This is a genomic window from Aurantimonas coralicida DSM 14790, assembly GCF_000421645.1.
Taxonomy (GTDB): Bacteria; Pseudomonadota; Alphaproteobacteria; order Rhizobiales; family Rhizobiaceae; genus Aurantimonas; species Aurantimonas coralicida.
This window is the reverse complement of sequence record NZ_ATXK01000001.1, coordinates 124,913-146,808: the sequence shown is the minus strand read 5'-3', so window position 1 is coordinate 146,808 and position 21,896 is coordinate 124,913. Positions and strand designations below refer to the sequence as shown.

The window sequence follows — 21,896 nt, the reverse complement described above, 5'->3', positions numbered from 1 at the left end:
CTGGATGCTGGTGTTCGCGATGGCAGAAGGCCGGGGCTGACCCCGGCCTTCGTTTCTCAGATGTCAGACGGTCACTTGGACGCGTTGGCGTCGGCCCAGCTCTTCACCAGCTCGTCGTAATTGACGGTGATCGGCTGTTCCTTCTCGTCTTCCTTCTTGGGCTGAGGTGCCAGCGTGCCGTTGGCCTTGGCCTGCTCCACCCAGTACTCCATGTCCTGCTCTTCGTTGAGCTTGGGGCCGATGTCGCCCTGGATGCCGGCGCGCTCGATGCGCTCCATCACCTTTTCCTGCTCGGCGCAGAGGGAGTCCATCGCTTCCTGGGCCGACTTGGCGCCCGAGGACGCGTCGCCGATCGCCTGCCACCAGAGCTGTGCCAGCTTCGGGTAGTCCGGCACGTTGGTGCCGGTCGGCGACCACTGCTTGCGCGCCGGCGAGCGGTAGAACTCGATGAGACCGCCGAGTTCCGGTGCCCGCTCGGTGAAGCTTTCGTCGCGGATGGTGGATTCGCGCACGAAGGTCAGGCCCTCATGGGCCTTCTTCACGTCGACGGTCTTGGAGCCGACGAACTGAGCGTAGAGCCAGGCAGCCTGAGCGCGGTCGACCGGGGTCGACTTCATCAGGGTCCACGAGCCCACGTCCTGGTAGCCGAGCTTCATGCCGTCGACCCAGTAGACGCCGTGCGGCGAGGGGGCCATGCGCCATTTCGGCGTGCCGTCCTCGTTGACCACCGGCAGGCCTTCCTTGACCGCATCGGCGGTGAAGGCGGTGTACCAGAAGATCTGCTGGGCGATGGCACCCTGGGCCGGGACCGGGCCGGATTCGGAGAAGGTCATGCCCTGGGCCTCCGGCGGGGCGTAGGCCTTCAGCCAGTCGAGATACTTCTCGATGGCGTAGACCGAGGCCGGGCCGTTGGTGTCGCCGCCGCGCGCGACGCAGGAGCCGGTCGGCTGGCTCTGCTCGTTGACGCGGATGCCCCATTCGTCGACCGGCACGCCGTTCGGGATGCCCTTGTCGCCATTGCCGGCCATGGACAGCCAGGCGTCGGTGAAGCGCCAGCCGAGCGACGGGTCCTTCTTGCCGTAGTCCATGTGGCCATAGACCTTCTTCCCGTCGATCTCGCGACCGGTGAAGAATTCGGCGATGTCCTCATAGGCCGACCAGTTGACCGGCACGCCGAGCTCGTAGCCGTACTTCTCCTGGAAGTCGGCCTTGTTCTTCTCGTCGTTGAACCAATCGTAGCGGAACCAGTAGAGGTTGGCGAACTGCTGGTCGGGAAGCTGGTAGAGCTTGCCGTCCGGCGCGGTGGTGAAGGACGTGCCGATATAGTCGTCGAGGTCGAGGCCCGGATTGGTGACCTCCTTGCCTTCGCCTTCCATCCAGTCGGTCAGGTTGCGGACCTGCTGGTAGCGCCAGTGGGTGCCGATCAGGTCGGAATCGTTGATGTAGGCGTCGTAGATGTTCTCGCCCGACTGCATCTGCGTCTGCAGCTTCTCGACGACGTCGCCCTCGCCGATCAGGTCGTGGCTGACCTTGATGCCGGTGATGGCGGTGAAGGCCGGGGCCAGCACCTTGGACTCGTATTCATGGGTGGTGATGGTCTCGGAGACGACCTTGATCTCCATGCCCTGATAGGGCTTCGCCGCGTCGATGAACCACTGCAGCTCCTTCTCCTGCTCCTCCCGGGACAGGGTGGACAGATCGCCGATCTCGGCGTCGAGGAACTTCTTGGCCGCCTCCATGTCGGCCATGGCCGGCCCTGCGGCCAGGGCGATCGCCAACGTGGCGGCCGTTCCCATCAGATATCGTTTCATCATGTCGAATGTCCTCCCAGTGTGAGCCGGTGCGAGCGATGGGCATGTCCGCGTCGACCGGCGACGACGCGGTGTGGCCCGGTTCCGGCCCGTCAGACGAGCCGGAAAACCAGAACGAAGAAGACGGCGCAGAGGCCGAGGGCATACCAGAGCGGCAGGTCGACGCCCCACAGCCAGCCGAGGCAGATGAAGGCCGAGCCGAGCAGCGACACGAACAGCCGGTCGCCGCGGGTGGTCTCGAAGCGCAGGATGCCGACGCGGGGATTGCCGCCGGGCGACACCTTCTCCCAGACGCCCATCAGGGCGATGAGGGCGAAGATCGCGATGAAGAAGGTGGCGGTCGGCCAGGTCCAGGCCATCCAGCTGAGGTCGATCATCGGCAGGCCTCCGTCTTGGCTGTCGGTGCGGTGATGCGCATCACACCCTCCCCAGGGCGAAGCCCTTGGCGATGTAGTTGCGCACGAACCAGATCACGATCGCGCCGGGAATGATGGTCAGGGCGCCGGCCGCGGCGAGGACGCCCCAGTCGAGGCCGGAGGCGGAGACCGTGCGCGTCATGATCGCCGAGATCGGCTTGGCGTCGGTTACCGTCAGGGTGCGGGCGATGAGCAGCTCGACCCAGGAGAACATGAAGCAGAAGAAGGCCGCGACTCCGATGCCGCTGGCGATCAGCGGGGTGAAGATCTTGAAGAAGAAGCGCGGGAAGGAATAGCCGTCGATATAGGCGGTCTCGTCGATCTCCTTCGGCACGCCCGACATGAAGCCTTCCAGGATCCACACCGCCAGCGGCACGTTGAACAGGCAGTGGGCGAGCGCCACGGCGATATGCGTGTCGATCAGGCCGAAGGCCGAATAGAGCTGGAAGAAGGGCAGGGCGAACACCGCCGGCGGCGCCATGCGGTTGGTCAGAAGCCAGAAGAACAGGTGCTTGTCGCCCAGGAAGCGGAAGCGCGAAAAGGCGTAGGCCGCCGGCAGCGCCACCGAGACCGAGATCACCATGTTCAGAACGACATAGATGATCGAGTTGATGTAGCCGTTGTACCAAGACGGGTCGGTCAGGATGACCGTGTAATTGCGCAGGGTCGGGTTTTCCGGCAGCAGCGTCAGCCCGCTCAGGATCTCCTGATTGGTCTTGAAGCTCATATTGACGAGCCAGTAGATCGGCAGCAGCAGGAAGACGATGTAGAGGATCGGGATCAGCGCCTTCCAGCGGAAGCCGCCGGATGCCTTGCGGCTGCGCCGGGCGATCGCCTCGCCGGAGCGGCCGGTCGGCGGCACGGCGCCGGCGCCCGGGGCCTCGACGACGTCGCGGTTTGCCGTGGTGTCAGTCATTGTCGCCTCCCTTCATCGGGCGCTCGGTGCCGACATTGGTCATGATGGTGTAGAAGACCCAGGACAGCGCGAGGATGATCAGGAAGTAGATCAGGCTCATCGCCGCCGCCTCGCCGAGGTTGAACTGGCCCAGTGCCAGTTTCACCAGGTCGATGGACAGGAAGGTCGTGGCGTTGCCCGGTCCGCCGCCGGTGACGACGAAGGGCTCGGTGTAGATCATGAACGAGTCCATGAAGCGCAGCAGCACGGCGATCAGCAGCACGCGGCCCATCTTGGGCAGCTGGATGAAGCGGAACACCGCCCAGCGCGAGGCGCCGTCGATCTTGGCGGCCTGATAATAGGCGTCCGGGATCGACACGAGGCCGGCGTAGCACAGGAGGACGACGAGGCTCGTCCAGTGCCAGACATCCATGATGATGACGGTGACCCAGGCGTCGAAGGGGTCCTGCACGTAATTGTAGTCGAGGCCGAGCGAGGCGAGCGTGTAGCCGAACAGGCCGATGTCGGTGCGCGCGAAGACCTGCCAGATCGTGCCGACGACGTTCCAGGGGATCAGCAGCGGCAGCGCCATCAGGACGAGGCAGACCGGCACCCAGATCCCCTTGCGGGGCATGGCCAGCGCCACGAGGATGCCGAGCGGCACCTCGATGGTCAGGATGATGGCCGAGAAGGCGAGGTTGCGGACGAGGGCGTCGTGGAAACGCGCCGAGGTCAGCACCTCCTCGAACCAGTCGGTGCCGTACCAGAAGAACTGGTTGTTTCCGAAGGTGTCCTGCACCGCGTAATTGACCACGGTCATCAGCGGGATCACGGCGGAGAAGGCGACCAGCACCAGCACCGGCATGACCATGAACCAGGCTTTGTTGTTCCAGGTCTTGTCCATGTGCGTTCTCCCTAGACCCGTCCGACCAGCCGGGAATCGGCATAGAGATTGAGCGCGTCGGGCGCGAAGCGCATGGCCGCGTCGGTGGGGATGGCGACGCCTTCGCGCACGATGGCGCTCAGCGGATGCTCGCCGAGCCGGGCCCGCACGATGCGCTCCGATCCCACGTCCTCGACCTTGTCGATGGTCACCGGCACGGCGTCGCCGTCGCCGCGGTCGACGATGGTGACGAATTCCGGCCGGATGCCGAGTTCGGTCTTCGCCCCGGCGGCATAGGCCGCGCGGCCGCCCGGCAGGGCGATGCGCATGTCGGAGACCATCGCGTCGCTGCCGTCGATCCGGCAGGGTAGGACGTTCATGCCCGGCGAGCCGATGAAATAGCCGACGAAAGTGTGCTGGGGCCGCTCGAACAGTTCCTCGGGCGTGCCGATCTGCACGACCTCGCCCTCGTACATGACGACGACCTTGTCGGCGAAGGTCAGCGCCTCGGTCTGGTCGTGGGTGACGTAGACCATGGTCATCGCGAATTCGCGGTGGAGCTGCTTCAGTTCCGAGCGCAGCTGCCACTTCATGTGCGGGTCGATGACGGTCAGCGGCTCGTCGAAGAGGATGGCGTTGACGTCGGAGCGCACGAGGCCACGGCCGAGCGAAATCTTCTGCTTCTCGTCGGCAGTGAGGCCGCGGGCCTTGCGATCGGCCTTCGCCTCGAGGCCGATGCGGCCGATCATGTCCTCGACGCGGGTCTTGATCTCGGCGGCCGGCACCTTCCGGTTCTTCAGCGGGAAGGCCAGGTTCTCGCGGACCGTCATGGTGTCGTAGATGACCGGGAACTGGAACACCTGGGCGATGTTGCGCGCCTCGGGCGTCAGCATGGTCACGTCGTCGTCGCCGAACAGGACGCTGCCCTCGGACGGGGTCAGCAGGCCGGAGATGATGTTGAGCAGCGTGGTCTTGCCGCAGCCCGACGGCCCGAGCAGCGCATAGGCGCCGCCGTCGTCGAAGGTGTGGTGGACCTCGCGCAGGGCGTAGATGTCGGCCGCGGCGAGGGCCGGCGAATAGGCGTGGCGGATATGGTCGAGGCGGATGCGGGCCATGGCGTTCTCCTCAGGCCGCGTGTCGGGCGGGCGCCGCGACGGCGTTGCCCGCTTCGTCGAAGACGAGAAGGCTGGCGGGATCGAAGGACAGGCGGATGGTCTCGCCGGTCTCGTGGCGGCGCACGCCGTGGACGAGGGCGATGATCCGGTCCTCGCCGACCTCGGCGTGGATGTAGGTCTCCGACCCGGTGACCTCGGTCAGGCTGATCACCGCCGGAAAGACGGTGCCGGTGGTGTCGCCGGTCTCGACGGTGAGGTGATGGGGCCGGATGCCGCTGAGATAGCGGCCGTCCGGCAGGGCTGCCTGGCTCGGCGCGGCCTCGAAGACGACGCCGTTGGGCGAGGTGAAGCGGCTGCCGGCCTTGGTGAAGGCCATGACGTTGAGCGGCGGATCGGAGAAGGTGCGCGCGGTCAGGAGGTCATGGGGCTGGCGATAGACGTCTGGCGTCTCGCCGAACTGGGTGACACGGCCCTTGGACAGGGTCGCGGTGCGCCCGCCCAGAAGCAGCGCCTCGTGGGGCTCGGTGGTTGCATAGACGAAGATCGCGCCGGTCTCGGCGAAGATCTTCGGCAGTTCCTCGCGCAGTTCCTCGCGCAGCTTGTAGTCGAGATTGGCCAGCGGCTCGTCGAGCAGCACCAGTTCGGCGTTCTTGACGAGGGCGCGGGCGAGCGCCGTGCGCTGCTGCTGGCCGCCGGAGAGGTTGAGCGGCGTGCGGTCGAGGAAGGGCGTCAGCTTCATCAGCGCCGCGGCCTTCTGGACGGCGGCCTCGATCTCGGCCGCCGACTTGCCAGCGATGCGCATCGGCGAGGCGATGTTCTCGTAGACCGTCAGGGTCGGGTAGTTGATGAACTGCTGGTAGACCATGGCCACGTTGCGCTTGCGCACGGGCACGCCGGTCACGTCCTTGCCGTCCATGACGACGTGGCCCGACGTCGGCGCGTCGAGGCCGGCCATCAGCCGCATCAGGCTGGTCTTGCCGGCCAGCGTCGGCCCGAGCAGCACGTTGAGCGAGCCGCGGTCGAGGGTCAGCGAGACGTCTATGATGTGCTTTTCGCCGCCGACGCTGCGGCTGACGTTCTGCAATTCGAGCAATGTGTCCTCCCAGACGCGCCGGTTCTATTCGGCGGCCGTCCTCCGTTCATTCTGTCGCTGCGTCACATATTGCGCCAGTGCGTCCGTCTCGTCGGCCCTGAAGCGCAGGCCGAGCTTGGTGCGGCGCCACAGGATATCCTCTGCCGTGCGAGCCCATTCCTCCGCGATCAGCCAGTCGATCTCGGCCTGGTAGAGACCGTGCCCGAAATCCCGGCCGAGTGCACCGGTCCTGGCAAATCTCGCCGCGTCGGTGCCGTAGGAGCGGACGAGCCGGTGGATCGTCGCCGCGTCGAGTTCGGGCGCCGCCTGGCGCAGTGCGGCTTCCAGCGCGCCGACGCCGTCGACGGCGAAGTCGCCGCCCGGCAGCGGCTCGTCGCCGGTCCAGCTCCTGCCCTTGGCGCCGAGATGATGGGCGATCTTGCCGAGCACTTCTTCCGACAGGACGCGGTAGGTGGTGATCTTGCCGCCGAAGCAGTTGAGGACCGGCGCCTCGCCATTCTCGCCCTCGACCTTCAGCACGTAGTCGCGGGTGGCCTCCTGCGCCTTCGAGGCGCCATCGTCGAAGAGCGGGCGCACGCCGGAATAGGTCCAGACGATGTCCTCGGCGACGACAGGCCTGGCGAAATACTCGCTGGCGGCCGACAGGAGATAGTCGATCTCGCCCTGGCTGATCGCCACCTGCGACGGGTCGCCTTCATAGTCCTGGTCGGTGGTGCCGACGAGGGTGAAGTCGTCCTCGTAGGGGATGGTGAAGATGATCCGCCCGTCGGCATTCTGGAAGATGTAGGCGCGGTCGTGGTCGTAGAGCTTGCGGGTGACGATGTGCGAGCCCTGGACGAGGCGGATGTGGTTGGCGCCGTTGCGGCCCATGGCATTCTGGATGATGGCGTCGACCCAGGGGCCGCCGACATTGACCAGGAAACGCGCGGTGACGGAGCGGACCGCGCCGGTCTCCTGGTCGTGGAGGGCGATGACCCAGCCGTCCTTCTCGCGCCGCGCCTCGGTCACCTTGGTGCGGACCATGATGTCGGCGCCGCGCGCCGCCGCATCGCGGGCGTTGAGGACCACGAGGCGGGCGTCGTCGACGCGGGCGTCGGAATATTCGAAGCCCTTCTGGAAATCGTCCTTCAACGGCGCGCCCAGCGGCCCGTCGAGATCGACGGTGGTCGTCGCCTTCAGCTTCCGCCGGCCGCCGATATGGTCGTAGAGGAACAGGCCGAGGCGCAGGAGCCAGGCCGGGCGCAGGCCGTCATGGTGGGGCAGGACGAAGCGCAGCGGCCGGATGATGTGCGGCGCGATGCTCCACAGCACCTCGCGCTCCATCAGGGCGTGGCGCACGAGGCTGAATTCGTAGTGTTCGAGATAGCGCAGGCCGCCATGCACCAGCTTGGTCGACCAGGAGGACGTGCCGGAGGCGAGATCGTTCATCTCGGCGAGCCCGACACGGTAGCCGCGGCCGACGGCGTCGCGGGCGATGCCGCAGCCGTTGATTCCACCACCGATGATGAAAACGTCGTAATCCAGAAGAGCCTCCCCAGGCTTCGCACCGCAACATTTGAGGTTGCGATTGCGAATGTGAGGAGGCTATTACGAAACCAAACCGAACGTCAAACGAAAACTACTCGGCGGCGTCGGCTTTGGTCGCATCGCGCCGGCCGGCCTCGATCAGACGGACCTCGCGCTCCTGGCAGATCTGCCGGATTCCGTCGGGCGCGACGTCGGTGACGAAGGTGTGGACCTGGTCGAGATGGCCGATCCGCACCGGCGCGCTGCGCTCGAACTTGGACGAATCTGCCGCCAGGATGACGTGGCGCGCATTGGAGATGATCGCCTGGGCGACGCGCACCTCGCGATAGTCGAAATCCAGGAGCGAGCCGTCGGGATCGATGGCCGAGACGCCGATGACGGCGAAATCCACCCGGAACTGGCGGATGAAATCCACCGCCGCCTCGCCGACGATGCCGCCATCGGAGCGGCGCACGACGCCGCCGGCGATCACCACCTCGATCTCCGGATAGGGCCGCATGACGGTGGCGACGTTGATGTTGTTGGTGATGACCATCAGCCCGGCATGGCGCAGCAGCGCGCGGGCGACGGCCTCGGTCGTGGTGCCGATATTGACGAAGAGCGAGGCGCGGTCCGGCACGAGATCGGCAACCGCCCGGCCGATCGCGCCCTTCTCGTCCGCCGCGATGGTGCGGCGGGCGTCGTAGCCGACATTCTCGACGCCGGAAGACAGCACCGCGCCGCCATGGACGCGGGCCAGAAGCCGCTGATCGCAAAGGTCGTTCAGGTCCTTACGGATGGTCTGGACCGACACGTCGTAGCGGGCCGCCAGTTCCTCCACCGAGACGCGGCCGCTGCGCTTGGCACTTTCGAGTATCTGTGTCTGTCGGTCCGACAGCATGGTTCACTCCTCCCGTGACGGAGCGATCATGGGCAAAACGAAACCGAAGCGCAAGAAACGAAAGCGAAGCCGATCACCGGCTTCGCTGGCGGTCGCGGCGCCGACCGGCGACGTGCCGAGCGGCCGGCGTCCCGAGGCCGTCAGATGGCGGTGCGGTCGGCCTCGGCGAGGTAGATCTCGCGCAGGCGCCTGGCGATCGGTCCGGGCGCACCGCTGCCGACCGGTTGGCCGTCGATCTCCACCACCGGCATGACGAAGGTGGAGGCGGAGGTGACGAAGGCCTCGCTGGCGTTCTTCGCCTCTTCGAGGGTGAAGCTGCGCTCCTCGACCTTGACGCCGTCGTCGGCCGCCAGCTTCAGCACCGCGGCGCGGGTGATGCCGTGCAGGATCGAATGCGACAGGTCGCGGGTAATCAGCGTGCCGTCGGCTGTGACGATATGGGCGTTGTTGGACGAGCCCTCCGTGACGACGCCGTCCTCGACCAGCCAGGCATCGTCGGCGCCCTTGGACTTGGCTTCCATCTTGGCCATGGACGGGTAGAGGAGCTGCACCGTCTTGATGTCGCGGCGCGCCCAGCGCAGGTCGGGCACCGAGGCGATGCGGATGCCGGTGCGCGCCGCCGGCTTGTCGCGCAGAACCATGGCCTGGGTGAACAGGACGAGGGACGGCGCCGTGTCCTTCGGCGGGAATAGGAAGTCGCGATCGGCGGCGCCGCGGGTCACCTGCATGTAGATCAGCCCCTCGTCGAGGCCGTTGCGGGCGACCAGCTCGCGGTGGATCGTCAGCAAGTCCTCCTCGCTGGCGGGCGAGGGCATGTCGAGTTCGCCGAGCGAGCGCGCCAGCCGCTTCATGTGCGGACCGAAATCGACCAGCTTGCCGGACAGGACGGTGGTGACCTCGTAGACGCCGTCGGCGAACAGGAAGCCGCGGTCGAAGACCGAGATCGTCGCCTCTTCCTCGGGAACGTAGGCGCCATTGACGTAAACGGTACGGGACATGCCGGACTCCTGTGACAGATCGCTGCCGTGCATACGACGTGGCGCGGCCGGGTGGAAGACGAGGGGGAAAGATCGCGCGCCGGCATCATTTCCGGCTTTCGCCGGGGAACGCGCGGGGCTACGGCAATAGATCACATCCCAAGGGGCGAGGCGCCGCATCTTCGCGGTCCCGACCCGCAACGCATGGAGAAATGCTTGGATATCGGAACGACGACACCGGCGATCGTGACCGGCGCAGGCTCGGGTCTCGGGCGCGGCACGGCTCGCGCACTGGCCGCCAAGGGGGGCAAGGTCGCGGTGCTGGACCTCAACGAGGAGGCCGGGCAGGCGGTCGCGGACGAGATCGGCGGCGTCTTCGTGCGCTGCGATGTGTCCGATTCCGAATCGGTCCGGCAGGCACTGGCGCTGGCCGTCGAGGCGATCGGCACGCCGCGCATCCTGGTCAATTGCGCGGGCATCGTGGCGGGCCGCAAGACCATCTCGCGGGGCGCGGCCCATGACCCGGCACTGTTCCAGAAGGTGATCGCGGTCAATCTGATCGGCTCCTTCAACATGGCCTCGCAGGTGGCGCAGCTGATGTCCGAGGGCGACCCGCTCAACGCCGATGGCGAACGCGGCCTGATCGTCTCGACCTCGTCGGTCGCTGCCTTCGACGGCCAGATCGGCCAGCTCGCCTATTCGGCCTCCAAGGCGGCGATCGCCGGCATGACGCTGCCGATGGCCCGCGATCTCGCGCAGACCGGCATCCGGGTGATGACCATCGCCCCGGGCATCTTCGAGACGCCGATGCTGGCCGGCATGCCGGAAGAGGTGCAGGCCTCGCTGGCCGCCGCGGTGCCGTTCCCCTCGCGCCTCGGCACCGCCGAGGAATACGCCAGGCTGGTCGTCCACATCGCCGAGAACGCGATGCTCAACGGTGAGACGATCCGCCTCGACGGCGCCATCCGCATGGCCCCGAAATAAGGACCGCGATCGCGGCGGCCGGGTTGCCAAGGACGGCAGCCCGGACCGTCGCCCCATGTCGCAGAGCCGAGAGCGGGCAGGGCCCCGCAAGAGGAGGACAGATGAGCGAAGACAAGGTCGTACTCACCAGCCGGGAGGGCCGCGTCGCGATCCTCACCCTGAACCGGCCGAAGGCGCTGAATGCGCTGAATTCCGAGGTCATGCGCGAGATCGTCCGGCTGACCGCCGAACTCGACCGCGACCCCGGCGTCGGCGCGATCCTGATCACCGGTTCGGAAAAGGCCTTCGCCGCCGGTGCCGACATCAAGGAGATGGAAGACCGCACGGTCATGGAGATGATGCTCGCCGACTGGTTCTCCGACTGGGAGATGCTGGAGCGGGTGCGCACGCCGATGGTCGCGGCGGTGTCCGGCTTCGCGCTGGGCGGCGGCTGCGAACTGGCGATGATGTGCGACCTGATCATCGCGTCCGACACGGCGAAGTTCGGCCAGCCGGAGATCAAGCTCGGCGTCATTCCCGGCATGGGTGGCTCGCAGCGCCTGACCCGCGCCGTCGGCAAGTACAAGGCCATGGACATGATCCTCACCGGCCGGATGGTCGAGGCCGAGGAAGCCGAGCGGATGGGGCTGGTGTCGCGGCTGGTGCCCGCCGCCTCGCTGATGGAGGAGGCGATGGCCGCCGCGCGGACCATTGCGGAGTTCTCCAAGCCCGCGACGATCACCGCCAAGGAAGCCACCAACCGGTCGTTCGAGGTGGGGCTGCGCGAGGGGCTGCTGCACGAGCGCCGCACCTTCCACGCGCTGTTTTCCGGCTCCGACCAGAAGGAGGGCATGTCCGCCTTCCGCGAGAAGCGCGCCGCCGTGTTCAAGCACGGGCAGGACTGAAGGCGGAATACCGGTCGCCGTCCCCGCCCATGGCGGGCGGAGGTCACGGAAGCGGGAGTGTGCTCGGACAGTCGAGCTGATTGCCCTGAATGACAAAGGCCCCGGCGCGATGCACCGGGGCCTTCGTCATGTCGGAATGCGGCGTCTGCCGCGTCCTGATGCTTACTGGGCGGCGCCGTCGACGTAGTCGTACTGGCCGTCCTTCCACTCGTAGACGACGTAGCCGGGCAGCGTGACGTCGCCCTTGTCGTCGAAGGTCAGGTCGCCGATGACCGTGGCGTAGTCGCCATCATTGAGGGCGGTGACGACCGGATCGAAGTCGGTGGAACCGGCCTTCTTGACCGCGTCGGCCCAGGCCTGGATCGCCGCATAGGTGTAGAGCACGTAGCCCTCGGCGGTCTTGCCGGCCTTTTCGAGCTCGGCGACGACCGGGGCTGCGGCCTCGTTCTTGCGCGGATCCGGCGAGAAGGTCATGAGCGTGCCCTGGCCGGCGTCGCCGGTGATCGCCCAGTATTCCTCGGCGACGAGCGCGTCGCCCGACATCAGCACGGTGTCCATGCCCTGCTCGCGCATCTGGCGCGCCATCAGGCCGGCTTCGGTGTGGTAGCCGCCGATATAGAGCAGGTTGATGCCGGCTTCCTTCATCTTGGTGACGAGGGCGGTGTAGTCCTTTTCGCCGGCCGTATAGGCCTCGACGAGGGCCGGCTTCTTGCCGGACGCTTCCTCGTAGTACTTCTGGGTCTCGTCGGCGAGGCCCTTACCGTAGGCGGTCTTGTCGTTGATGATCGCGACGTTGGCATCCGGGAAGTTGTCCGAGATGTACTTGCCGGCAACTTCGCCCTGCTGGTCGTCACGACCGCAGACGCGGAACACGCCGTCGCCCGGGCGCTTGTCGGTGAAGTCCGGGTTGGTCGAGGCCGGGGATATCTGGACGATCTGCTCGTCGGCATAGACCTGGCTGGCCGGGATCGAGGAGCCCGAGCAGAAATGGCCGGCCACGAACGGCACGCCCTGCGAGGCGAACTGGTTGGCCACGGCCACGGCCTGCTTCGGATCGCAGGCGTCGTCGCCGACCGAAAGCTTCAGCATCTCGCCATTCACGCCGCCGGCGGCGTTGATGTCGGCGACAGCCTGCTCGGCGCCCGTGCGCAACTGCTCACCGAAGCTGGCGTACTGGCCGGTCATGGGGCCGGCGACGCCGATCGTGATCTCGGCGAACGCTGCGCCAGCGAATACCAGGTTGAGCGCTGCGCCGGCTAGGAGTGCTTTCTTCATGGGAACCTTCCTGTTGATTCTGGCGGCCGGTGGGCCACGAGGCGGTGTTGACCGTCCTCTACCGAGGGGGATTTAAGACCGGATTCGCTGCCGTTGGAATAGCCCCGGCACAGTTTTTCGCCGGCGCTCATTAATGCGGCAGAGTCAGCGATGGTTACCGTGCAATATACCGTACTGCCGAGACATCTGACGGTTGCGGACATAGCTGCGCCCGATGCCGGCAATGGCCAACAATACGATAAAGTCGATCAGTCCATAGTAGATCGCGGTGCCGAATGTCGCCGGCGGCAGAAAGAACGAGCCGCCGAACAGACTGAAGTGAATGAAGCGGACGGCAATCGTCAGCAACAGCACGTAGAAGGTCATCAGACCCCAGCCGTTCCACGTCAGCGCGGTGGAGCGACCGATCATCCAGGCACCGCCGCCGCCGAGAACAACGGTGACGAGCAGGAATTCGGGCAGGGCGACTTCCCAGAGCAGGCCCATTTCGGATTCCATCAGTGGGCTCCCCCTTCCAGATAGGCGCTGCGCACTTCCTCGCGGGCCAGAAGCTCCTTGCCGGTGCCCGACATGGTGACGGTGCCGTTGACCATGACGTAGCCGCGATGGGCGAGCCGCAGGGCATGGAAGGCGTTCTGCTCGACGAGGAACACGGTCAGCCCCTCATTGGCGTTGAGCTCGCGGATGACGTCGAAGATCTGCTTGACGATCAGTGGGGCCAGGCCGAGGGACGGCTCGTCCAGAAGCAGGAGCTTCGGCCGGCTCATCAGCGCCCGGCCGATGGCCAGCATCTGCTGCTCGCCGCCCGACAGGGTGCCGCCGCGCTGGCCGCGCCGCTCCTTGAGGCGCGGGAACAGCTCGAAGACCTTGCGCAGGTCGTCGTCGAAATATTTCTCGTCCTCCATGATGGCCCCCATCTGGAGGTTCTCCATCACGGTCATCCGGCCGAAGACGCGACGCCCTTCCGGCGACTGGGCGATCGACCGGGACATGATGTCGTGGGTCGGCATGTGGGTGATGTCCTCGCCGCGATAGAGGATCTGCCCCTCGCGGGCCTGCGGATTGCCGCAGATGGTCATCATCAGGGTCGACTTGCCGGCCCCGTTGGCGCCGATCATCGTGACGATCTCGCCGGCGAAGACGTCGACATCGACGCCCCGCAGCGCCTGGATCTTGCCGTAGAAGGTATGCACGCCGCGGACCGCCAGCATCGGCTCCCCCGCGGGCGTCGGCGCGACCGCGCTCATGCCATGTCTCCCTGACTGCCGTCGGCGGCGTGCGTCGACGCGCCGGCCTTCTTGACGCCGAGATCCTGCTCGACCTGCTCCACCTCCTCGTCGTCGACGCCGAGATAGGCGGCGATGACCTTGGGATCGTCGCGCACCTCGGCGGCCGAACCGTCGGAGATCTTCTTGCCGTAGTCGAGCACGATGATGTGGTCGGAGATCTCCATCACCACGCCCATGTCGTGCTCGATCAGCAGAACCGAGACGTCATGCTCATCGCGGATGTAGCGCAAGAGCGTGTTCAGCTCGGCCGATTCCCGCGGGTTGAGGCCGGCGGCCGGCTCGTCGAGGCACAGCAGCGCCGGATCGGTGCACATGGCCCGGGCGATCTCCAGCCGGCGCTGGGCGCCGTAGGGCAGGTCGGAGGCCGGGTCGTCGGCGCGGTCGAGAAGGCGGGTATGCCCCAGCCATTCGATCGCCTTGCGCTTGGCTTCGGCGGCGGCGCGCCGGTAGCCGGGCAGGCCGAACAGGCCACCGATGGTCATGCCGGAGGCGCGCATCAGCTTGTTGTGCTGCGCGACCAGCAGGTTTTCCAGCACCGTCATGCCGCCGAACAGGCGGATGTTCTGGAAGGTGCGGGCGACGCCGGCCACCTCGGTGATGCGGAAGTCGGTCATCCGCTCCAGCAGGAACACCGCATGCTCGTCGTCGCGGTCGTACTGGTTGCCGCTGCGGGTGAGGGCGGCGATCTTGGCGTCCGGGACATTGCGGCCCCGGCGCATGGCGATGCGGCCCTCGGTCGGCTTGTAGAAGCCGGTGACGCAGTTGAAGACCGTGGTCTTGCCGGCGCCGTTCGGACCGATCAGGGCGGTGATGTCGCCGCGCCCGACATTGAAGGAGAGGTCGTCCACGGCGGTCAGGCCGCCGAAGCGCATCGTCAGATGCTCGACGGTCAGAACCGGGTCGAGCGACCAGCGGTGAGAGGTGTTCGACATTAGTGACCCTCGCCCTGGGAGACCTGATCGGCGCCGATCTTCTTCTTCTCCTTGTAGACATCGGATGGGGAGCGCGACGAGATCAGGCCGCGCGGCTTCCACACCATGATCGCCACCATGGCGAGACCGAAGATCAGCATGCGGTACTGGGTCGGATCGAAGTCCGAACCGAAGACCGCCTGCAGGATGGTGAGGTTTCGCAAGAGTTCGATGCCGCCGATCATCACCACCGAGGCGATGACCACGCCGAGCTGCGAGCCGAGGCCGCCGAGCACCACGATGGCGAGGATGATCGCCGATTCGATGAAGGTGAAGCTCTCCGGCGAGATGAAGCCCTGCCGGGTGGCGAAGAAGGCGCCGGCGAAACCGCCGAACATCGCGCCCGTGGCGAAGGCCGTGAGCTTGACGTTGGTGGTGTTGATGCCGAGCGAGCGACAGGCGATCTCGTCCTCGCGCAGCGCTTCCCAGGCCCGGCCCACCGGCAGCTTGCGCAGCCGCAGGGTGACGAAGTTGGTGATCAGGGCGAGGGCCAGGATGATGTAGTAGAGGAACACGAAGCGCTGCACGGTGTCGTATTCGAGGCCGAAATACTCCGCGAAGGAATTGTCGCCGCGGTTGAACTCCAGGCCGAACAGGGTCGGCTTGGGAATGCCCAGGAGGCCGTTCGGGCCGCCGGTGAACTCGTACCAGTTCAACAGAACGATGCGGATGATCTCGCCGAAGGCGAGGGTGACGATGGCCAGATAGTCACCGCGCAGGCGCAGCACCGGGAAGCCCAGCATGACGCCCCACATCGCCGCGAACAGGCCGGCCATGGGCAGGCAGACCCAGAAGCCGAGACCGAAATTCGTCGACAGCAGCGCGAAGGAATAGGCGCCGACCGCGTAGAAGGCGACGTAGCCGAGATCGAGCAGGCCGGCGAGGCCGACCACGATGTTCAGTCCCCAGCCCAGCATGACATAGGTGAGGATCAGGATCGCCAGATCGAGGAGATAGCGGTTCTGGCTCGGAACCAGCGTCGCCAGGAGATAGGGCAGGGTCAGCGCGACCAGCAGGAGCGCGATGCCGAGGACCTTGCCGATCGGCAGGCCGCGGGCGGTGGGCGCGAAGGTCTTCTTGAGAAAGCCGGTGATCGGCTGTTCGGAGCGGAAGACGAAGTAGGACAGGAGGAAGCGGACGCCGAAGGCGATCGCCACCCAGACCAGCCAGAGCTCCGGCCGCAGGGTCAGGGACAGGCCGCCCGATGCGATATCGGACCGGAAGGCCAGGAAGAACAGGGTGATGACCGCGATGATCGCCGCGGTGATTCCGGCCTCCTTCAGGGAGGCGACGAGGCGGCTGTCGCCGGTCGGCGCTTCGGTGAAGGGCGGTTCGCCCCGCGCCGCGTCGCGCCGCTCTTCGGACAGGATCTCCGCGCCCTCGGGGCGGTTCGCCGCGGTGGCTGATGTCGTGCTGGCCATCGCGATCAGACCTTCTCGACTTCAGGCCGGCCGAGCAGGCCGGAGGGCATGAAGATCAGCACGATCGCCAGGATGGAGAAGGCGGCGACGTCCTTGTACTCGACCGAGAAATAGCCGGACCAGAAGGTCTCGATCAGGCCGATGGCGAGGCCGCCCAGCATGGCGCCCGGCAGCGAGCCGATGCCGCCCAGAACCGCCGCGGTGAACGCCTTCACCCCGGCGATGAAGCCGATATAGAAGTCGATGACGCCGTAATAGAGCAGGTACATCATGCCGGCGACCGCCGCGAGCGAGGCGCCGAGCACGAAGGTCAGCGAGATCGTGCGGTCGACATTGACGCCGAGCAGAGACGCCATCTTGCGGTCCTGCTCGCAGGCGCGCTGCTGGCGGCCGAGCGAGGTGCGCGAGATCAGCAGCGAGAAGCCGGCCATCAGGACGATGGTCATGCCGATGATGATCATCTGCATGTAGCTCAGCTGCACGACGATGCCGGAGGGCGAATCCATCAGCGTGATGCCGCCCTGGATCTGCGGCGGCAGCGGCTTGACGCGGGCACCCTGGGTGACCTGCACGAAGTTCTGCAGGAAGATCGACATGCCGATGGCGGTGATCAGCGGGGCGAGCCGGAAGGAGCCGCGCAGCGGCCGGTAGGCGACCCGCTCCACCGTCCAGCCCCAGAGCGAGGTGCAGAGCATGGCGACCAGCACCATGATCAGCAGCACCAGCGGCAGGAACGTGATGCCGAGGGCGGCGAGCGCCAAGAAGACCGTAAGCGAGACGAACGATCCGATCATGAAAATCTCGCCATGGGCGAAATTGATCATGCCGATGATGCCGTAGACCATCGTGTATCCGATGGCGATCAGCCCGTAGATCGAGCCGAGCGTGATACCGTTGATCAATTGCTGAAGAAAATATTCCATTGCCCGCCCGTTTTCCGGTGCTTCTGGGATGCCGGTCTGTTTGGCGCGCGCGAAAGTGTCAGAAACGCCGCGTCCGAAGGCATGATCATTTCCATAGCAATGGCGGCTCCGCAAGCCGATTGCGTCAATTTCGCGGCGCGAAGGTGTTAACGCCTTGGCGAATCAGGGCTTACGGGCGTGCAAGCGCGACGAAAGGCGCATAGAGATCGCCTATGGCCGCCCGGTCGGGGCGGCCATGGAAGCGCTCGTGAGCTGCCGCATTCGGCGTCAGGTCGTGGCAGAATCGACGGGGTCGTCGATCGTCTGGGCTTCCGGCTCGACCGCGCCGCGTTCCTCCAGCCAGCGGGCCAGCATCCACCAGCCGACCGCCCAGGCGGCGCCCGCGGTCCAGCCGGCGAGGACGTCGGTCGGCCAGTGCACGCCGAGATAGACGCGGCTGACCCCGACCAGCACCGTGAGGAAGCAGGCAATGGTGATGAGGTAGATGCGGACCCGGTGGCGCTCCTGGACGCGGGCGACGAGGATCGCCAGCGTCAGATAGGTGACGGCCGACATCATCGAGTGGCCGCTCGGGAAGCTGGCCGTGTAGACGATCGAGCCGTGCGGCACGAGGTCGGGACGCGGCCGGTCGAAGCCGAACTTGAGAAGCTGGCTCATCGCAAAGCCACCGCCGACCGCGGCGAAGATCATGATCATCGAGCGGCGCTTGCCCTGCATCCACAGGAAGCCGCCGGCAAACAGCGTCAGCATGACGAGGACGCCGGTGCCGCCGAGGGCGGTCATGTCGCGGCCGAACTCTTCCATCCAGCCGGGGCCGAGCGGGTCCTGCGGGTCGGTGGCGCTGCGGAACCAGAGCAGGATGTCGGTGTCGAGCCCCTTGGTGTCGCCTTCCACCACCTCGCCGGCGAGCGAGACGAACCCCCAGATCGCGGCTGCCGCGGTCAGCGCGGCCACGAGCGTCGTGATCTCGATCCGCTGGCGGACCCATTGGTGGATGGCGTGGTATTGCATCGGCGGCTTTCGCGGGCAGTGGCAGGGTGGGCTGAACGTCACAGGCTAGCGCGCAAGGCCTCCGGGGCCAGTGGGCGACCGGCAGAAAGGGCCCGGTCGCGGCGTTTTCGCGCGCCTGCCCGTCGACCCGGCGCGCTTGCCCGGCGACGCGATTGCACCCGGCCGGGCCGCGCGCTACCAGACCCTGATGCAATGCTGGCAAGGTGACACGCGATGAAGCTGACCGAACCGCGCGGCGGAACCTGGCGCGTCGGCCATGGCCGCAGTATCGACCTCAACGGCCCGGCCTGCATCATGGGCATCCTGAACGCGACGCCCGACAGCTTCTCCGACGGTGGCCGCTATGCCAGCGTCGACGCTGCGGTGGCGGAATCGCTGCGGATGGTCGAGGCAGGCGCGACGATCGTCGATATCGGCGGCGAATCAACCCGGCCCGGCGCGACCCCGGTGGACGCCGCCGAGGAGCAGCGGCGGATCATGCCGGTGATCGAGGCGCTGGCGGCGTGCTCCGACTGCGTGATCTCGGTCGATACCTACCGATCCGAGACGGCCCGCATGGCGGTCGAGGCGGGGGCCCACATCGTCAACGATATCTGGGGCGCGCAGAAGGACCCGGGCATCGCCACGGTCGCGGCCGAGACCGGCGCGGGGCTCTGCCTGATGCACAATGGCCGCGAGCGCGAGACGCTCGAGGACATGATCGCCGACCAGTATCTGTTCCTGAACCGGTCGCTGGACATTGCGCGCGGGGCCGGGGTTCCGGCCGAGGCGATCGTGGTCGATCCAGGCTTCGGCTTCGCCAAGGACGGGCCGCAGAACCTGATCCTCCTGACCCGGCTCGACGAATTGCAGGCGCTGGGCCATCCGCTGCTGGTCGGGACGTCGCGCAAGCGCTTCGTGCGCGGCGCGGTCGGGCGCGACGATCCCGAGCCGGACATTGCCACGGCGGCGACCAGCGCGCTGATGCGCGAACGCGGCGCCGACATCTTCCGCGTCCACAACGTGGCGGCCAATCGCGACGCGCTGCGTGTGACCGACGCCATGTTCCGCGCCATGCGAGGCGAACGCTGGTGAGCGCACGGGCTTATCTGGGGCTCGGCGGCAATATCGGCGATCCGGCAGCGAAGATGGCGGCGGCGCTGCGGCGGCTCGACGCGCGCGACGACACGGCGGTGGTCGCGGTCTCAAAGCTCTATCGCACGCCACCCTGGGGCAAAACCGACCAGCCGGACTTCGTCAACGCCTGCGCGGCGGTCGAGACCGATCTGGCGCCGCGCGATCTCCTGGAACTGTGCCTGACGACGGAGCGGCTCTTCGGCCGCGAGCGGCGCGAGCGCTGGGGGCCGCGCACGCTGGACCTCGACGTGCTGGATTATGCGGCCTCACCCTATGAGGACGACGCGCTGACATTGCCGCATCCCAGGGTAACCGAGCGCGCCTTCGTGCTGGTGCCGCTCGCCGACATCGCGTCTAAGCTCGCCTTCGGCGGCCGGACGGTGGCCGACTGGATCGCGGCGATCGACCCCGAGGGGATCCAGCCCGCCAGCGCCGACGGCGAATGGTGGCGAGAGGAACACGCCGACGCATGAGAGCGGCGGTGCGGGGCCGCGTAGCGGACTTGGGCGCTGGCACGGCGGGGTGTTCCGGGCCCAGGCGGTCAATCGACGGGACGGACCGGGCAGGTCCGAGTGGATGTCAGGCGAAGGCGAGACGGACCGGCATGACCCAGCTCTACCTCTTTCTCTGCGACGAGCGGTGGCAGGGCATCGACATCGATCTCCACGGAGACGGCTTCAGGCTGGGCGACGGCATCTATCTCATCGACAGCGCGCTGACGCGCTCCAAGCTCTACCACCGGCTGAAATGGCAGCTCGTCGACGACGCCTGGCTCCTCGTCGCGCCGCTGGAGGACGCGCCGAAATTCAAGGGAATGGCGCCCGGCGCCCTGGCATGGCTGCGAAACCGTTGATCACCTCGACCTGTCGGCTTTGCGGAGAAGTGATGTGACCCGAACCTGGTCTCGATCACGCGTCCGAAAGAAGGCCTGGGAGGAGAATTGGGTGCGTGAACTGAGCGTTGCAGGCGCGAGCATCAGAGATCGATCGGTCCCCCATTCCGCGTCGCGTGGATATCGGCCTCCCACGGTCTGACTGCTATCCAACGTGCTCCGGCAGGTGCGGTTCGCCTCTTTGCCGGGCGGCGGCGCGCCACAGCTTGCGTCGTGCGTCAGCCGGCTCGAGATGCCGGTACTTGCCGCCGGAGTACTTTGGCCAGTCGAGAGCGAGGCCGCAGCGGACAAGTTCGGCTGCAAGATCGCGACCATCAGGAAGGAAACATTCCGCCACGACTCGGTCGTAGGAGAATTCGGGCGTCAGCCGAGCCGTTACGACCTGGCCCTTACACAATCGAAACAGTGCCCATTTGGAACGTTCGCCCCAGGGATGGTCGAGTTCAGGCGCGTCGATGCCGGCTGGCCGAATGTGGATCTTGTCGATGATGATGGTGTCGCCATCGATTACCCAACACCTGCCCTTGAGCACAGTGCCCGGTTGGAGCTTCCTCAACCTGTCGCTGGGGCCAGCACCGGTTCTCTTAGGCGCCCTACGCCGCCGCGAATTGAACTTTCTGAAGAGGAGGCGGAGAATCTTCCAATAGAGCCCCATGGTCCTGTGCGAGACCTCTTTCCAAGCGTAAGCGGGCGCTCGCGGGTGTCACCTCGTAGCAGTCCGTTTCAACGAAATTCGAATATGATGAGTTAGGATCGGCCAACGCCAACTGGACCGCCGGTGAGGCTGCCTATGTCGGATCGCGCAAAGGACGGCCCCGAACAGGTCGTCGGTCGGCGTCTGTATCGAGCAGGGGCTCGTATCGGACCGAGTTGACGATGGCCGCCCCGGTTGCCGCGGCTTTCGGTCCGACGACCATTGCCGCTTTTAGTCTGTCAGCGCGCTCTGGCGGGTGGCGCCGGTGCGCTTCAGGTTCATGCCGATGACCGGGACGAGTTCGGAGGCGACGGTGACCGAGACGGTGATTGCCAGCGTCTCTGCGTCGGCGAGGCGGGCGACCATGGCGCCCTTCAGCTGCTTGCGGTCGAGGCCGACGATGATGCGGTCGCGATCGACATTGCCGGAGACGATGTCGAGGCCCTTGCCCTTGGCGCCGTCCTGGAAGGCGCCGCGATAGCTGGTGCCGGAGCGCAGGACTTCGGCGTGCATGGGCTGCGAGAACAGGCCGACGCGGCAGGAACCGTCGAGGGCGACGCCGGTGGCCTTGGGATGCTCGGAGCCGGCGAAGTCGCAGACGAACTTGGTGCCCTTGTACTTGCCGGCGACGATCTCGCCCGGGCCGGACCACTGGCCGACGACCTGGCGGAAGAACGCCTTGTCGGGATCGGCGAGAGCAGGCGTCGCGATGGCCGAACCGGCCGCGATGGCGAGAGCGAGACCGGCGTTCAGCATGCGGGACATGAGCGGACCTTCCTGACGGCGCAAGTGGCTGTTTCCTAGCCCCCTTTATGATCCGTAAGGGTTAACACAGCCTT

23 protein-coding genes are annotated in these 21,896 nt (G+C 66.5%); 5 read left to right on the top strand and 18 right to left on the bottom strand.

Features of this window, described 5'->3' with window-relative positions:
• Window positions 1-71: 71 nt before the first annotated feature.
• From H536_RS0100700 to H536_RS0100660, 9 genes are all read right to left on the bottom strand, one after another.
• A complete protein-coding gene (locus H536_RS0100700) occupies window positions 72-1,811 on the bottom strand; it encodes an ABC transporter substrate-binding protein (RefSeq protein ID WP_024348638.1) in 1,740 nt (579 codons plus the stop codon).
• Window positions 1,812-1,903: 92 nt separating this feature from the next.
• Entirely contained in the window at window positions 1,904-2,188 is a 285-nt protein-coding gene (locus H536_RS0100695) for a DUF2160 domain-containing protein (protein ID WP_029702490.1), read from the bottom strand.
• Between the two features lie 40 nt (window positions 2,189-2,228).
• A complete protein-coding gene (locus H536_RS0100690; RefSeq protein WP_024348636.1) occupies window positions 2,229-3,143 on the bottom strand; it encodes a carbohydrate ABC transporter permease in 915 nt (304 codons plus the stop codon).
• Entirely contained in the window at window positions 3,136-4,026 is an 891-nt protein-coding gene (locus H536_RS0100685; protein WP_024348635.1) for a carbohydrate ABC transporter permease, read from the bottom strand. The genes H536_RS0100690 and H536_RS0100685 overlap by 8 nt, the downstream gene beginning before the upstream one ends.
• Window positions 4,027-4,037: 11 nt before the next feature.
• Window positions 4,038-5,120, bottom strand: coding sequence for an ABC transporter ATP-binding protein (locus H536_RS0100680; RefSeq protein WP_024348634.1), 1,083 nt, complete (start codon window positions 5,118-5,120; stop codon window positions 4,038-4,040).
• Window positions 5,121-5,130: 10 nt separating this feature from the next.
• Window positions 5,131-6,213, bottom strand: a complete 1,083-nt coding sequence (locus tag H536_RS0100675) for an ABC transporter ATP-binding protein (RefSeq protein ID WP_024348633.1) — start codon at window positions 6,211-6,213, stop codon at window positions 5,131-5,133.
• A 24-nt stretch (window positions 6,214-6,237) separates the two neighbouring features.
• Window positions 6,238-7,737, bottom strand: coding sequence for a glycerol-3-phosphate dehydrogenase (gene glpD / locus H536_RS0100670; RefSeq protein WP_024348632.1), 1,500 nt, complete (start codon window positions 7,735-7,737; stop codon window positions 6,238-6,240).
• 94 nt (window positions 7,738-7,831) lie between these two features.
• Window positions 7,832-8,620 carry a DeoR/GlpR family DNA-binding transcription regulator gene (locus H536_RS0100665; RefSeq protein WP_024348631.1) on the bottom strand — a complete coding sequence of 263 codons (789 nt, stop codon included), beginning with the start codon at window positions 8,618-8,620 and terminating at the stop codon, window positions 7,832-7,834.
• A 140-nt stretch (window positions 8,621-8,760) separates the two neighbouring features.
• A complete protein-coding gene (locus tag H536_RS0100660; RefSeq protein ID WP_024348630.1) occupies window positions 8,761-9,618 on the bottom strand; it encodes a D-amino-acid transaminase in 858 nt (285 codons plus the stop codon).
• A 183-nt stretch (window positions 9,619-9,801) separates the two neighbouring features.
• On the opposite strand from H536_RS0100660, the gene H536_RS0100655 reads away from it, so the two are divergent.
• Together H536_RS0100655 and H536_RS0100650 are read left to right on the top strand one after the other, a co-directional pair.
• Window positions 9,802-10,581: an SDR family NAD(P)-dependent oxidoreductase gene (locus H536_RS0100655; protein WP_051141475.1), complete on the top strand. Its 780-nt coding sequence runs from the start codon at window positions 9,802-9,804 to the stop codon at window positions 10,579-10,581.
• A gap of 101 nt (window positions 10,582-10,682) precedes the next feature.
• A complete protein-coding gene (locus tag H536_RS0100650) occupies window positions 10,683-11,465 on the top strand; it encodes an enoyl-CoA hydratase (protein ID WP_024348628.1) in 783 nt (260 codons plus the stop codon).
• Window positions 11,466-11,627: 162 nt separating this feature from the next.
• Here H536_RS0100650 and H536_RS0100645 read toward each other — a convergent pair whose 3' ends face one another.
• The 7 genes from H536_RS0100645 to H536_RS0100615 all read right to left on the bottom strand — a co-directional run bounded on the left by H536_RS0100645 (window position 11,628) and on the right by H536_RS0100615 (window position 18,355).
• A complete protein-coding gene (locus tag H536_RS0100645) occupies window positions 11,628-12,740 on the bottom strand; it encodes a branched-chain amino acid ABC transporter substrate-binding protein (RefSeq protein WP_024348627.1) in 1,113 nt (370 codons plus the stop codon).
• Between the two features lie 144 nt (window positions 12,741-12,884).
• Complete coding sequence (locus H536_RS0100640; protein ID WP_024348626.1) at window positions 12,885-13,238, bottom strand: DUF6867 family protein; 354 nt, start codon at window positions 13,236-13,238, stop codon at window positions 12,885-12,887.
• Complete coding sequence (locus H536_RS0100635; protein WP_009209003.1) at window positions 13,238-13,987, bottom strand: ABC transporter ATP-binding protein; 750 nt, start codon at window positions 13,985-13,987, stop codon at window positions 13,238-13,240. Before H536_RS0100635 ends, H536_RS0100640 begins: the two co-directional genes overlap by 1 nt.
• A complete protein-coding gene (locus tag H536_RS0100630) occupies window positions 13,984-14,961 on the bottom strand; it encodes an ABC transporter ATP-binding protein (protein ID WP_024348625.1) in 978 nt (325 codons plus the stop codon). Before H536_RS0100630 ends, H536_RS0100635 begins: the two co-directional genes overlap by 4 nt.
• Window positions 14,961-16,421: a high-affinity branched-chain amino acid ABC transporter permease LivM gene (gene livM, locus H536_RS0100625; RefSeq protein WP_024348624.1), complete on the bottom strand. Its 1,461-nt coding sequence runs from the start codon at window positions 16,419-16,421 to the stop codon at window positions 14,961-14,963. The genes H536_RS0100630 and livM overlap by 1 nt, the downstream gene beginning before the upstream one ends.
• Before the next feature lie 5 nt (window positions 16,422-16,426).
• Complete coding sequence (locus H536_RS0100620) at window positions 16,427-17,344, bottom strand: ABC transporter permease subunit (protein ID WP_009209006.1); 918 nt, start codon at window positions 17,342-17,344, stop codon at window positions 16,427-16,429.
• Between the two features lie 267 nt (window positions 17,345-17,611).
• The gene (locus tag H536_RS0100615; RefSeq protein WP_024348623.1) at window positions 17,612-18,355 is read right to left on the bottom strand and encodes a phosphatase PAP2 family protein; all 744 of its coding nucleotides are present in this window, start codon (window positions 18,353-18,355) and stop codon (window positions 17,612-17,614) included.
• 213 nt (window positions 18,356-18,568) lie between these two features.
• On the opposite strand from H536_RS0100615, the gene folP reads away from it, so the two are divergent.
• The 3 genes from folP (at window position 18,569) to H536_RS0100600 (ending at window position 20,324) form a co-directional block, all read left to right on the top strand.
• Entirely contained in the window at window positions 18,569-19,429 is an 861-nt protein-coding gene (gene folP, locus H536_RS0100610) for a dihydropteroate synthase (RefSeq protein WP_024348622.1), read from the top strand.
• On the top strand, window positions 19,426-19,944 hold the full coding sequence (gene folK, locus H536_RS0100605) for a 2-amino-4-hydroxy-6-hydroxymethyldihydropteridine diphosphokinase (RefSeq protein ID WP_024348621.1): 519 nt from the start codon (window positions 19,426-19,428) through the stop codon (window positions 19,942-19,944). Before folP ends, folK begins: the two co-directional genes overlap by 4 nt.
• A 131-nt stretch (window positions 19,945-20,075) precedes the next feature.
• Window positions 20,076-20,324 carry a hypothetical protein gene (locus tag H536_RS0100600; RefSeq protein ID WP_024348620.1) on the top strand — a complete coding sequence of 83 codons (249 nt, stop codon included), beginning with the start codon at window positions 20,076-20,078 and terminating at the stop codon, window positions 20,322-20,324.
• Between the two features lie 184 nt (window positions 20,325-20,508).
• On the opposite strand, the gene H536_RS23535 is transcribed toward H536_RS0100600, so the two are convergent.
• Together H536_RS23535 and H536_RS0100590 are read right to left on the bottom strand one after the other, a co-directional pair.
• Window positions 20,509-21,018, bottom strand: coding sequence for a thermonuclease family protein (locus H536_RS23535; protein WP_081651765.1), 510 nt, complete (start codon window positions 21,016-21,018; stop codon window positions 20,509-20,511).
• A gap of 270 nt (window positions 21,019-21,288) precedes the next feature.
• The gene (locus H536_RS0100590; protein ID WP_024348618.1) at window positions 21,289-21,822 is read right to left on the bottom strand and encodes a hypothetical protein; all 534 of its coding nucleotides are present in this window, start codon (window positions 21,820-21,822) and stop codon (window positions 21,289-21,291) included.
• Window positions 21,823-21,896 lie beyond the last annotated feature (74 nt).

Excerpts from the sequence above, each read along its gene's own strand:
- H536_RS0100700 (WP_024348638.1), bottom strand. The coding sequence starts at position 1,811 with ATGAAACGATATCTGATGGGAACGGCCGCCACGTTGGCGATCGCCCTG.
- H536_RS0100695 (WP_029702490.1), bottom strand. The coding sequence starts at position 2,188 with ATGATCGACCTCAGCTGGATGGCCTGGACCTGGCCGACCGCCACCTTC.
- H536_RS0100690 (WP_024348636.1), bottom strand. The coding sequence starts at position 3,143 with ATGACTGACACCACGGCAAACCGCGACGTCGTCGAGGCCCCGGGCGCC.
- H536_RS0100685 (WP_024348635.1), bottom strand. The coding sequence starts at position 4,026 with ATGGACAAGACCTGGAACAACAAAGCCTGGTTCATGGTCATGCCGGTG.
- H536_RS0100680 (WP_024348634.1), bottom strand. The coding sequence starts at position 5,120 with ATGGCCCGCATCCGCCTCGACCATATCCGCCACGCCTATTCGCCGGCC.
- H536_RS0100665 (WP_024348631.1), bottom strand. The coding sequence starts at position 8,620 with ATGCTGTCGGACCGACAGACACAGATACTCGAAAGTGCCAAGCGCAGC.
- H536_RS0100660 (WP_024348630.1), bottom strand. The coding sequence starts at position 9,618 with ATGTCCCGTACCGTTTACGTCAATGGCGCCTACGTTCCCGAGGAAGAG.
- H536_RS0100655 (WP_051141475.1), top strand. The coding sequence starts at position 9,802 with ATGGAGAAATGCTTGGATATCGGAACGACGACACCGGCGATCGTGACC.
- H536_RS0100650 (WP_024348628.1), top strand. The coding sequence starts at position 10,683 with ATGAGCGAAGACAAGGTCGTACTCACCAGCCGGGAGGGCCGCGTCGCG.
- H536_RS0100645 (WP_024348627.1), bottom strand. The coding sequence starts at position 12,740 with ATGAAGAAAGCACTCCTAGCCGGCGCAGCGCTCAACCTGGTATTCGCT.
- H536_RS0100640 (WP_024348626.1), bottom strand. The coding sequence starts at position 13,238 with ATGGAATCCGAAATGGGCCTGCTCTGGGAAGTCGCCCTGCCCGAATTC.
- H536_RS0100635 (WP_009209003.1), bottom strand. The coding sequence starts at position 13,987 with ATGAGCGCGGTCGCGCCGACGCCCGCGGGGGAGCCGATGCTGGCGGTC.
- H536_RS0100630 (WP_024348625.1), bottom strand. The coding sequence starts at position 14,961 with ATGTCGAACACCTCTCACCGCTGGTCGCTCGACCCGGTTCTGACCGTC.
- livM (WP_024348624.1), bottom strand. The coding sequence starts at position 16,421 with ATGGCCAGCACGACATCAGCCACCGCGGCGAACCGCCCCGAGGGCGCG.
- H536_RS0100620 (WP_009209006.1), bottom strand. The coding sequence starts at position 17,344 with ATGGAATATTTTCTTCAGCAATTGATCAACGGTATCACGCTCGGCTCG.
- H536_RS0100615 (WP_024348623.1), bottom strand. The coding sequence starts at position 18,355 with ATGCAATACCACGCCATCCACCAATGGGTCCGCCAGCGGATCGAGATC.
- folP (WP_024348622.1), top strand. The coding sequence starts at position 18,569 with ATGAAGCTGACCGAACCGCGCGGCGGAACCTGGCGCGTCGGCCATGGC.
- H536_RS0100600 (WP_024348620.1), top strand. The coding sequence starts at position 20,076 with ATGACCCAGCTCTACCTCTTTCTCTGCGACGAGCGGTGGCAGGGCATC.
- H536_RS23535 (WP_081651765.1), bottom strand. The coding sequence starts at position 21,018 with ATGGGGCTCTATTGGAAGATTCTCCGCCTCCTCTTCAGAAAGTTCAAT.
- H536_RS0100590 (WP_024348618.1), bottom strand. The coding sequence starts at position 21,822 with ATGTCCCGCATGCTGAACGCCGGTCTCGCTCTCGCCATCGCGGCCGGT.